The organism is Metabacillus sp. 22489 (assembly GCF_052044855.1).
GTDB lineage: Bacteria > Bacillota > Bacilli > Bacillales > Bacillaceae > Metabacillus > Metabacillus niabensis.
In genome coordinates, this window is record NZ_JBQENT010000076.1 from 1 (window position 1) to 12,594 (window position 12,594).

Here is a 12,594-nt window from a genome sequence, read left to right on the forward strand (position 1 = left end):
AATGTAGTGGGACTTGGGGTGACTGGCAAGTCTTTTTTTATGCACCTATCAAATAAAGTGCAGGACTTTGCATTTTTCTCTTGCAAAGGTCTGCACTTCTATTTTGCAATACACAGGAAGGAATATGTTCAGTAAATTTCCGGACCTTAACTACTTTATTTTATTGCTTTTCAACAAACATATAACCTCCCTTTAGTATGATGTTTTAGCGAAAGCAAGAGTCAGTTTCACATACTTTACTATAAAAGTTATTCAATAGTATACCGCCCACAATGAAAATTTTAAAGACAATCGTTACTGACAAAATGAAATAAAATGCTTCACAAAAAACGTAATGTATATCTTCATGTAACGAAAGAGATTAAAAAGAGGCTTCCCATAAGTTTCGTCAACTTATGAGAAGCCTCAGTTAATATCCTCAATGTTATCAAAATGTTAGTAATACCACTACAGTACCCAGTCATATCAAGGGTTTGAGGGGCAGATTACATCATGCCGCCCGTAGTCTGCTAGAGTGTAATATTGTTAACGTGAGGTGCAAAAAGTGCGGTAAATCAACGTTTTGGATATTGTTGGCTGTAATATCTTTAACGGGGATTTACCGTTTTTTATGGGATTGCGTTAGCAAAACGTTAGCATTTTTGTTTACATAGGACATAAGTACATTCTATAAATGTCTTTGTAAAAAGATTACAAGTTTTAATTATCAAGAATTAAACTATCCCATTTTTCAGACAAGTAATCAATAATCCCCTCATCATTACATTCTTCTTTTAAGTGCAATAAATTTTTTATATCATCATCGACCAAGTAGATAATATAACCCTGCCCTTTATTCAATGCAGCCCTGCACCTTTGCATTAGTCTTTCCTCGTTTTTCAAATTACGGCATACAAGAATCCCAAACTTACCCGATGTATTACTTAGTCTACCTATTAGTTGGTCAACTTCTGGATTAACCGGATCTGAAGAGTAATTTTTACATTCTATAAATATCTTTGGGCAATAAATATTAAAACGGTCTCTTATATGGGCAAAAAAACCTTTCTTATCAAAATTATCAAATACGATATCAATTCTTTTCATACCCTGATCAATCTTTACTTCTTTTTTCCCTCTTTTTAAATTATCATTGAATATCTGGCTTAAACAATCGAATATTATATCATGGTATTCGTTTGCCATTGATGAACCAGCATCCGTTTTCTCTAATTTACTAATAAGTATCGAGGCACTTAAAAGTTTATGTGATTTTTCTTGAGGCCCACTAGTTTTTCTAATAGAGAACATCAAATCCTGAAATCTTCGTGAATCTAATATTAAATGATTTTCTTTGTAAAAGTCTAATAACATCATTACGTGGTAAGCATCAGGAAAAATACCTTGATTACCAGTAAATTCAGTTAAATATGATAAAAGATCTACCTTTTCTTTATTATATTCAATGGCCACCTCTTTAATCATATCAACGATTGCATCCCAAATTTGTTCACGCAATTGAATTGAAAAATTTGAAAGGCGCATTACATCTGGTGGGTACAATAAATACTCAAGTGCATAGTCTCTTGTAAAATCAGCCTTAATATTGACTAAGTTAGAAATTAATGTTTCTCCATTCCCAAATGCCTCATTGAGTGGAGTTCCTGTAATCTCATTTATATCAATATCCATAAAGATATTACACTCATCAACTTCTTCAACCGAATAATTAAAACCATTTTCATCAATTGTTGAATAAGCTGAAGCGTATTTTATTAAGCCATTACTAAACCAAAAAATCCTAGTTCCCTTAGCACGATATATGTAGTTAAATCGCCCATATGCCGAACCATAAATATCATCCTTTAAAATAAATCCCTGATTTTGAAATAATTTAATATTTTCCTTCTTATTCTCATGTTCTTCTTGTTGCTTTACCCGAGAAGTTAGCCCTTCAAGCAATTTATCTTTAAGTTCTACAGCATTTTCATTATATGAAGGTACATATACATTCTCGGCCACTTCTCCAAATACATCGTAATTTAATAAAACTTCATGAATCATTTTCAAATCTTCTAATCTTATTGATAAATTACCTTTCCAACAGTCTTCTAATATTCTTGTTATTACACCATCTGTTAAGGGATCTGCTTTAAGGTAGTATTGACTCAAATCTGCTTACCTCTCTTCTAATCACAAATTTTTTAAGAATCAATCTTTTCCATCTATGAAAATTTGGAACAACAACTTCTTTAATAAACCTTTGCAAGAAAAATATTAGAAATAATAAATTTATATTGTTACATATCTATTCTTTAGGTGGATATGTTGAATTTCTTCATTCTAAAGGTAACTCAATTTGTTGAGTTACCTTTTTTTACAATTACATTTTCTTCACATATTGATTAGTTTTTCGTTGTAATCTCTTTAACTCATTTTGAAGATGAAATGAGTGAACACCGCATTTAGTTATAATCGCCATTACATTAGGTAATATATCCGCAACAAGCGTCGACCCATTTTTAATCGATTTATTTATAGTATTTAATTCTTCTTTTCTATTAGTAAGGTAAGCTACTTCATCTGTATAACGTCGTTCAATATCTTTCCAAACCGCATCGTTAGCTTTAGAACTAACCATTTCTCCCCTTAACTTTTCTATTTTTCTCTTTTTAATATAAAGTTTCTGATCGATTTGAGACATCACTTTTCTTATCAAGTCATCCATCGCTTCAATCATTTCTTTTTCTTGTTTTTTAGAGAATGCTCGTCTGATGCCAGTAGATAATTTACCGCCTTGACTTGCTCCAGTGAATGCTCCAAACATAGCACCAGTAATGGCACCAGCAGGGCCAAACAACATCGCACCTACAACAGTTCCAGCTTTTTGCCCTAATGCTCCTAGTACTACTCTTGAAGATGTATCGCTCATTACATTAAACACGGCTTGGTTAATTGCTACTTCATCTTTCCAAACCCTTTTAATGTTATAAATAGAACTAACCCCTGCTGCGATCCACGGAATCTCAAAATCTAATAAGTCATCCGCATGTGTTATTGTCGTAGACGTAGCATCTATCACTTCATCTCTAGAAATATTAGATACATAGACATTGGGATTTCCTTCAAAGTATGGTGCAAGTTCTTCATTCACATAAACTGGAATGTCTGGATATGTTTCCAGATGTTCTCTTACACCATTTGGATTAGCTAAATTCTTTACTTGAAAGGGCTGACCATCAATTAATATATCCCAGCCCGGGTTATTCGATTCTTCTGGAAACTCTACGTCATGCCCCTTGGCTTGTAATTCAGCAGCTATCATTTGTTCCGCAACATACCCTTGTAGCTGGGCCATATCCCCAGTTAAAACCGTTGTATCAATTTGACTAGAGAACTGACTTAATGTATATAGAGAAGACAAATCTTCTGTTCTAGCAAAATCAAGCCCCTTTACTACAGTAGGATTTATCATTATAAGGTCATAAATAAATTCACCAACACTTACTGCTGTAATTGCACCTGTCTGTTTTAGTTGTTCCGGCGTACCAAATAACATTGTTTGCAGTCTATTTTGCTTTTGATCCTTTTCTTCCTCGACTGCGTAACGTAGAGCATCCTCATACATTCCTCTTTTCCAATAATCCCAGAATCGTTTATTCGATATACTCATAAAGTTACCCCTCTTCACTCGTAGGCAGTAGTTGTTGTGTTGATGCACTTAAATGTTCGAGTCCATAATTCTGTTTTTCCATTGCCTTAATATCCTGCCTAATACTGCTCTGGTTTTGATTAACTTGCTTTAATAAAGATTCCAGACTACTTTTGTATGTCATTTTCTCATTCTTAGATTGGCGTAATTCTCTAAGATTGATGGTACTAGCTTGAATCCTTTCCCGTTCTATTTGTTTGAAAGGACTAGTTGACTTTAATACATCTTCAACCATTAAATATAGATACTTATCTATATTTTTCTCCTCGCTTTTAATATCAAATTTTGTACCAAAATTTGAAAATTTATTCCCAATTTTCCTGAAAAAACTATCATTCACAACATCTACTTTTTTCGCCTGCTGTAGAGATAGTATCTTATCATTGATATCCCAGTATTCTCTTCTATTTTTTCGAAAAGCCTCATTTATATCCAAATCCTCTAGATTACTAGACTTCAGAGCGTTATAAATCTGTTGCTTCTCAATACGTATTTGTAGTTCCTCTTTATAGATTGATGAATTTATATTACTTATTTGTCCTTTTGTTTTTTTAATATTGCTTTGTAACTTCAGTTCTTCTGCATCTTCATTTTTTAATTCTATTTGTAACATACAATACTCTTCAAAACGCCGATTCCATTCGGCTATAAATAACTCGAAAGAAACTTCATCAGCACCACGACTCATAAAAGGCAGTGTAATTTGCATAACAATAATAGGCATAAGTTTTTTCTTTAACGATTTATTTTGATGGTTCACAAGTAACGCACCGCCACCTAGAAGTACCGGAACTAGAAATAATGGATTAGCCAATACAGCTATGGTAGATGTTAATCCTGTATAAACACCAAATGGTAGAGTGATACCAAAAAAGCCAGCAAATGAAGCAAGTAAAGAAGTTGCGGTGGTGTAGAAGGCAAACCCACTAACCTCAACAATTATAGCAAACACAATACTTGATCCACTGGTTGCTATTGCCTTACGAATCATTTCATCCGTTAGGTCATCAACACCTAGCTTTTCCTTAATTTTTGACTGCTTTTCTTCAGGTAAACTTTGTATGTATTCATTGACTTGTGAAGCAAATTTCGTTTGATCTTCAATAGTAAAATCCTTGAAGCTATTATCAAGTTCATTAAATAACTTACTCATTTGGAATTTAATCATCTGTTGTAACTTTGATGAATGTATTTCATTTTCTGCAAAGCGTTTAAATTGTTTATCCTGTATTAATAATTGCTGATAAACGTCGTTTACAATTAATATAAATTGATCCACGATTTCTTTCTCTAATGTATATTTCGTTCCTCTTAATTTCAATAACCTTGTCATTTCAAGAAATAAATCGACTTGAAGAACTTGATCCTCTACATTTCTAAGCTTATTTACTTCTTGCTCTAAATGATATGTAAAGTTATCACTTTTTTCTTTAGATAACTTAGATATAACATCTTTTGCCTTTGACGATAAAAGATGACCAATATTCGTTTTTAGTAATAATGCATAGACCATTCGAAGATCTGTTCCTTTTAATGTAACTAAGCTGTTAGCTAATATCTGTCCATCCAATAAAAACACTCCTACGATTCATATGTAGTATAATTATACTATATATGATTGGGAATTTAAGTTTTTATCGGGATTTAATACCATAAAAACAAGCATAATATAGCCCTATCTATATACTGGCAGGTTTATATTACGATTGTAATTTCCTGAATATCTCTTTTTATATAACTAATGTTAGGATTTTGTTAGCAAAATATTACAAAACCCTTATATTTCAAGGGGTCGAGCGATCTTCACATCATGCCGCCCGTAGTCTGCTAGAGTGTAATATTGTTAACATTGAGTGCAGAAAGTGCGGTAAATCAACGTTTTGGATGTTTTTGGTTGTAACATCTTTAACGGGGATTTACCTTTTTTTATGGGATTGCGTTAGCAAAATGTTAGCAATTTGCTAACCCACATTATTTATAATTACTTTTGTATCTCGCAATCTTTATCCATACTCCTATTTCTTACAAAGTAAGGCACACCTTTGAATGCTCTATAGTCCTGATACAACTTTAGAGTTAATTCCGCTCTTAGAGTTAAAATGAATGTCATAATTATTTATTTTATTGTTTTCTGAATGTCTTGTTTAATATAATTTATTAATAGAAATAGTCGTATTTAAATTCATACTAATTGTTCAGAATTATATATAATCATGTCACTTTCATACACATACGTTGTGATAAAATTTCCAAACAACTCTTGAATTTTAGAACAGACAGCTTTAATAAGCACTTCATCCTTAGCCTCAGAAATATAATTAATTATCAAAGCACTTTTTGCACGTGTACAGGCAACATAAAACAATTTATGTGCATTTTGATTTGATACAGTTCCATTAAATCCTTCCATAAATAAACTATCGAAATTATATTGGTTCCAACTTTGTTGATGACGGATATTAATAACCACTTTATCAAACTCGTCCCCTTTAACACCATGCAACGTTTGAAGCCTAGTCTCATTATTAATTTGTCGATATAAATTCAAATACTCTTGTAGCTGTATTTCAAGTAATTGATCAATAAATTCTGCCTTATCTAATTCAGCATATTCCTTAATTATTCCATTTACCTTTTTGTTACTTACTATATTCTTATTAATCAACCCCTCTAGCATAGTTCGTAATTGTTTCTCAGTATTGAAAATTTTATTTAGTTCTTTATTTAAATTTGTTAGGTCAGCTAATCCAAAGCTATCTCTATTCAGATTTTTTAGGAGTAACTGGTGATTTCCAGCGAGATAATTAGCTGCCATTGGTAATACTGTTTCCATTAGAAAATCTAAAAAAGTATCTTCTCTCTTTAAAAGTTTGTCGTTTGTTAAATTTGTATATTCTTCTGTAAATACTCTTGATATATTAATAAAACCTACTTCTTCTGCAATCTCTCGATGATTAAGAAATAATCTTTGAAAGCCACCTAAATTCCCACCTAGGTGTTGTTTCAAGTACATATCATCCTTGTTTACATTAAATATAAAATCTAACTTTTCATACTTAATATCTTGATTTTTATGTTCTTGGTGTAATCCATCATTTCTCAATATATTATTTGCTAGAATGATTTCTTTACACGACCTATAGTTGTCAAGTTTCGGAATTACTTCATATTGATAGTAATTGTAATCAATATCTAAAGCTTGTCCAGAATAAATTTGTTGCATTCGGTCACCGAATAAACCAATAACCAAGTACTTCTCTTTTTTGTGTAATTTTATAGTTTCCATAAGTTGTAATAGAATGTCTTTGTTTGTATCCTGAAATTCATCAATAAATATATGAGTAAACCCATTTATGAACAAATTAGCAAAAGTATTTTCTTTTAGGAATCTTATTGAAATGTTTATAATATCTTTATGACTAATTACTCCTTTATATAAAGCTCTATATCCCTCATAACGTATTTTATCTAATTTACAAGTATTGTATTTTATTAGTTTTGCCTTATTCTTTTCTAAATCCAGCTTCTTTTGTTCTACGTTCGTATTTTTACGAGGTCTTTCAATTAGTCTTTCAGCCTTTCCTATTTCATCAATGATTTTATTTTTGTCTTCTTCTATCATATCAATGATTGCTTTTTTTAACTCTAATTGGAATTGTTTTATAAAATCCCAAAGAAATTCATGCAAGGTATTAATCTTTATTCCTTGAATATGTTTTGTTCTCTCTCTTATTTCATTCTTGGCGATATTTGTATAAGTGATACAAAGTATAGAAGGCTGTGATACTTTACTATGTTTAAATTCACTTTGAATAAAATTTAGTGTTTCCATTAATGTGTGTGTTTTCCCTGCGCCAGCACCAGCCTCTAAAACAAAACTCGTGTCCTCATTAATACATTGGATAATCTTTTCCTTTACTTCTCTAACCATAGTAAGCCCTCCTTAATGTATTGAGGAACTTTCCAATCATTATACATTAGTAGGTCCAACGCAAAGTTAGTTTTATCAATATTTCTTACAATTTCATAGGCATGATCTTTTAGTATTGATTCAGTAATTTCATTTTTCTCCATTTTATTTAGGCCACCATCTTTTGTTTTAGAGATGGCTTCAATAAGAGATTGGAATTCACTTGCTTTAATAGACTTTTCCAATGAAGTTGCATTTTCGATAATGAATTGTTCTTCAAAAGTCCTCCCCCAAACCAATCTGTCATCAGTTGGTCTTTGAAAGGTAATTCTTTTTACTCCTTTACCATCTTTATTAGTTTTTATTAACACATCACTAGATTTACATTTATCAAGTAGATTTTTAATGTATAATTTTTCGCCGGTACTGTTAAACCAATCTTTTATAACTGCATTGGATGACTTTATACTATATGTATTTGCGTCATCTCCCTCTTCTGATATATCACATTTACAAGTTTCATTATGGCTGCCAGATACCGAATCTATATCTGTGATAATTAATGTTTTAAGTTGTAAAAAATTTAAAAGTTCATTAAAAGTATGAGCATAGGCACCACCAACCTCTACAACGGTTAAGTGTTGCTTGGATAAGGATGTCTTGTGTTCATCGTCAAACTTTTGAATCAAAAGTGAGATCAACATTCTCTCTACAGTACCTTCAACTAAAATTGCTTTATCGGCAAAAAACAAGTCGCAAGTATTTACCTTAAAGTACTTTTTCACGAATGTTTCTAAAGAAGAATACTCTGGTATTTTAAAAAAGGCGCTTAATGACCTAACATCAATACTATTAAAATTAACATTAAAAAATCTAACCCCTGATAAATTGGCATTCTGTAGTATATAGGATGAATGCGTTGTCAATATTCGATATACATTATATTCTGTACCAATTACATCAGTTAATTTTTTCAAAAAAGTTGATTGCATTTGTGGATGTAAGTGTGATTCAGGCTCTTCAATAAATAGGATGTTAAAGACCTTGTTCTCTTTTTTTACTTTATCTATATAAGTTATTAATTGAATAAACATATACATCATGTTACTAAAACCTAATCCATTATAGGATTCAGGCATTAACAATTCGTCAATTTTATATTTTAGTTTAGAATTTCTTTTTAAAATATCTTCAATACTAAATTCGGAAGAAATTTCTACACTTTGAGTAGCACTTTCCATTATATTCTCGTTAATTGAAGTTAATAATTCTTTAAATAGTTCACTATATTCACTATTTAGATTTGTTTTTATGTTACTAATTGACGCTCTGTAAACATCTTCTTGATTTAAGTCACTATTTTCCTTGGTAATAAATTGGTAGTATTTCCAAAGTGCATTAGAGATACTTTGTAAATTTTGATCAGACGTATCATCAACTTCTCGTTGTGCTGAAATGATACCTATATTAAATAGATTACTAATTTCGTTTACATCAACTGAGTGTTCATAAAATTGATTAGGTTTTGAGCAGTAACCATTTATCTTATAGTAATTTGAATAGTTTCTTTTAAAGAAATCAAAAAATGTGACTTCTTCTATACCAGATTTATATTTAGTTGTTAGTTTCTTGTTATATTTTGTAAAATCATCAACACAAGTCTTTAGTCCCCTGAACTCATACTTTAATCTAATTATCAGTTCCTCGTTATTTGTAAACTCAAATAATAAAGGTTTAATTAAAGCAAGGTTATCATTTGCTTCGATACTAATGTTCAGATCCATACTAATTGTAGGGAAAAGTGCGTCAAGATACCTAACTTGTTCCGAGCTTTGTGAAGAATCCTCAGCTAATAGCAAGTACTTAGAATGTATATCATTTACCAGACTGCTTGTAATTGAATAACTGCTAAAATCTTCTAACCTAAATGATTTCTTAGGTAAAAAAAACTTTATAAATAATTCCGAAACAGAAGTTTTCCCAGTATTATTTTTACCAACTATTAATGTCTCATCTGAAATATCAATTGATACATTATGAGATAGTTTCCTAAAGTTATTTATTACTATTTTGTTTAGTCTCATTTACATCCCCCATGCTTTTTTATTTTACTTAAATTTCTCATCTTCTATCATCAACACAGTCACAGCACAATTCATTAGCCCCTCTATCTTTTCAACTTAATTATTCAATATCCGATAAACACTAACCCAAAAGCTTCAACTTACCATCTTTAAATAGAAAGCAATATGTCATTTCAATGCCAAATCCCTTTCAAAATACTTCTGGTCAGCTTTCAAGTAAATTTTTGTAACCTTTCATATTTTTAAATGGAATACATTTAAGAATTTCTCTTTATTTTCCCTAGTTATTTTTTACCATTATAGTTTAATTGTATATTTTACCTACTAATTTTTCTACAATGTTTGATAAAATATTCCATATACTAATCAGACTCATATTTTCAACCTACCTTTAACAGTAAAAACGCTATGGCTCTCAAGTGTCGTTAGAAAAACACTAGTCACCCATTGCATTTTTAAATATATTTCTAAAATTAAAGGATACTGATGTCATTCTCTAATCAAGGAGAGTTTAAATCCTCCTGATAATATTATTATGGAAAATGTTTATCTACACCTTACGCCAGAAAAAAGAAGCTTCCCACAAGTTGTTCAACTTATGAGAAGCTTCTTTTATTTTTCTTAATGTTAGCATTTTGTTAGCAAATCACTTCAAAACCCTTATACACCAAGGGCTTGAGTGGTCATCACATCATGCCGCCCGTAGTCTGCTAGAGTGTAATATTGTTAACGCGAGGTGCAAGAAGTGCGGTAAATCAACGTTTTGGATATTGCTTACTGTAACATCTTTAACGGGGATTTACCGTTTTTTATGGGATTGCGTTAGCAAAATGTTAGCAAATACAAGTGTCTATTCTTTTGCAATTCCTACTTGTTAGATTACATTTGTAATCAACTTTACTTTTTTCTGCGAGATAAAAATACCTATCTTATTATACTATTGGGTCGGTTATTTTTTAATCTTTCCACGTATTGCCATAGAACGCAATTTAGAACCTACTACAGAGTCAACAATTCTATTAAGGATTTCTTCATTATTAAACTCCTTACGAACATTTACATCTAAACTTTTAGCTAATGTCATTAAGTTATTTTTATTCTCCAAGAATTTGTGGTTTGACAAATATCTAATTGCATCTTGACTATTCAGACAATCTTCTAAGTATAACTGTACTTTTTTTAACTCTTCGTCATTTGTATTAGTTTTATCTAATCTAGTTTTCAAAGATTCTTGGTTTTCTTGTACAAAATAAATTATTCTATTATAAATTTCTTCTTTAGAATCCTTCGATTTGATTTCAATATTTAAGTAATTACAAAAATTAATCTGTTGGTTTTTAGTATTAAGTTCATTTTTTAATATTTCCATTTTATTGAAATCACTATCAAAAGACATCACAAGTTTATGCAAAATTGAATCATAATGACTTTTATCTGTTTGATTAAGAGGCTTTTCTGTGTACTTTAATGTTCCTGTGCCGTTTAATATGCTTTCATATTCAGCTTTACTTAAATTTTTTATTACACTATATATAAAAGAAAACATTATCTCAAATTCATTTTTGCTAGACATACGCTCCCCCCCTTAAATTGTAGCTAAAGTAATTAACTCATCAACTACATCTTCAAGTTCTGTTCTTACAGTCAAATGTGTACCCCCTAAATCACTTTTTAATACAACGGGTACACCATACTCCGGAGCATCAGCAAATAGAGTTTTATTATCCCTTACGTAATTAGTAAAAGTATTGGTTCCGTTCCTTCTTACTTGTGCTATATATTCTCTTTGAGCAGATATTGGTTGTTGATCATAAAAAGAAACCATTGTAAAAATTACACCTAAAACATTTGGATTAATATTTGTCCACTCTGACCTACCAGACTCCTCAACGTATCTATTATATCTATTGGTCAATTCATTAATATGACGTAGCAGCTGATCTATACCTAGTGTAGATAGATAATCCGGCTTTGCTGGAACTAAATAAAAATCACTTGCAATTATAGCGTTTTGTGTCACTATATTAAAATTCGGAGGGCAGTCAATTAATATCACATCATAGTCTTCCTTAATATCATCAATTCTTTGCTTTAGCCTAGAGAGCACTCGTAAAAAATTACTCCTTATAGTTCTATCTGTGTTTCCTCCTAACCTAGTTGCTAGTTCCATATCTACATTTATAAGCTCTAGATGCGAGCTTATAAGATCTACTTTGCCACCAGCGTTATATGCATTCAATTGACTATTAATTCTTTGAGGTGAAAAAACTAAATTTCTTAGCGAGGAATCATTGTCATTATCGAGAAAGTCATCGTACCAGTGTTTAATGGTACGACCTTGAGAATCTAGTCTCTGCCATTCACCCACATCTATAAAAGATAGGGTTAGATTAGTTTGTGGATCAAGATCAATGACTAAAACATTTTTTCCTTTAAAAGCCAATTCTGCCGCAATATTAGCAGAAAGTGTAGTTTTTCCAACTCCGCCTTTGTAGTTAATAACAGATATAACCTTCATAATAGTCCCCCTACATCCATTTTTTACAATTCCATATAATCACAGTTTAATACATTTATTTTTAGTATCAAAACATTTATTAAAAAACAACAAACAAATTTAACATTTCTAAAAATAAATTATAGATAAGTCTATTTTAGTTAATAATTAGAGTTACCTTTTTTGAAATAAAGACTTTATAAATATAAGTCATATTTCTCAAGTTTATCTTTAACCTCTTGATAATCAAGCTTTAATATATGGGCATATTTGAAATATCCCTTAGCTTTTTCAGAGGCCACTGAAAAACTTACGTTTTTTAATTTTATTTCAAGATCGTAAACGAAAAAGGCGACTATCCGTTCATTTTTTGGACGGATAGTCGCCTTTCTTTATAGACTTTTTCACTTTA

At 30.8% G+C, this 12,594-nt stretch carries 7 protein-coding genes; all 7 read right to left on the minus strand.

Going from position 1 to position 12,594, the window contains the following annotated elements; all coding sequences use genetic code 11:
- Positions 1 to 699: 699 nt before the first annotated feature.
- Positions 700 to 2,151, minus strand: coding sequence for a hypothetical protein (locus ACTJJ9_RS25240; RefSeq protein WP_440768983.1), 1,452 nt, complete (start codon positions 2,149 to 2,151; stop codon positions 700 to 702).
- 211 nt (positions 2,152 to 2,362) lie between these two features.
- Positions 2,363 to 3,652, minus strand: coding sequence for a DUF456 domain-containing protein (locus tag ACTJJ9_RS25245; protein ID WP_440768984.1), 1,290 nt, complete (start codon positions 3,650 to 3,652; stop codon positions 2,363 to 2,365).
- A 4-nt stretch (positions 3,653 to 3,656) separates the two neighbouring features.
- Positions 3,657 to 5,261 carry a hypothetical protein gene (locus tag ACTJJ9_RS25250; RefSeq protein WP_440768985.1) on the minus strand — a complete coding sequence of 535 codons (1,605 nt, stop codon included), beginning with the start codon at positions 5,259 to 5,261 and terminating at the stop codon, positions 3,657 to 3,659.
- Positions 5,262 to 5,873: 612 nt separating this feature from the next.
- Entirely contained in the window at positions 5,874 to 7,622 is a 1,749-nt protein-coding gene (locus ACTJJ9_RS25255) for a UvrD-helicase domain-containing protein (protein ID WP_440768986.1), read from the minus strand.
- Positions 7,607 to 9,685: an AAA family ATPase gene (locus ACTJJ9_RS25260; protein WP_440768987.1), complete on the minus strand. Its 2,079-nt coding sequence runs from the start codon at positions 9,683 to 9,685 to the stop codon at positions 7,607 to 7,609. The genes ACTJJ9_RS25255 and ACTJJ9_RS25260 overlap by 16 nt, the downstream gene beginning before the upstream one ends.
- A gap of 949 nt (positions 9,686 to 10,634) precedes the next feature.
- Positions 10,635 to 11,258: a hypothetical protein gene (locus tag ACTJJ9_RS25265; protein WP_440768988.1), complete on the minus strand. Its 624-nt coding sequence runs from the start codon at positions 11,256 to 11,258 to the stop codon at positions 10,635 to 10,637.
- 12 nt (positions 11,259 to 11,270) lie between these two features.
- Positions 11,271 to 12,203 carry a ParA family protein gene (locus tag ACTJJ9_RS25270; protein ID WP_440768989.1) on the minus strand — a complete coding sequence of 311 codons (933 nt, stop codon included), beginning with the start codon at positions 12,201 to 12,203 and terminating at the stop codon, positions 11,271 to 11,273.
- Positions 12,204 to 12,594: the final 391 nt, after the last annotated feature.

Excerpts from the sequence above, each read along its gene's own strand:
- ACTJJ9_RS25270 (WP_440768989.1), bottom strand. The coding sequence starts at position 12,203 with ATGAAGGTTATATCTGTTATTAACTACAAAGGCGGAGTTGGAAAAACT.
- ACTJJ9_RS25255 (WP_440768986.1), bottom strand. The coding sequence starts at position 7,622 with ATGGTTAGAGAAGTAAAGGAAAAGATTATCCAATGTATTAATGAGGAC.
- ACTJJ9_RS25265 (WP_440768988.1), bottom strand. The coding sequence starts at position 11,258 with ATGTCTAGCAAAAATGAATTTGAGATAATGTTTTCTTTTATATATAGT.
- ACTJJ9_RS25260 (WP_440768987.1), bottom strand. The coding sequence starts at position 9,685 with ATGAGACTAAACAAAATAGTAATAAATAACTTTAGGAAACTATCTCAT.
- ACTJJ9_RS25245 (WP_440768984.1), bottom strand. The coding sequence starts at position 3,652 with ATGAGTATATCGAATAAACGATTCTGGGATTATTGGAAAAGAGGAATG.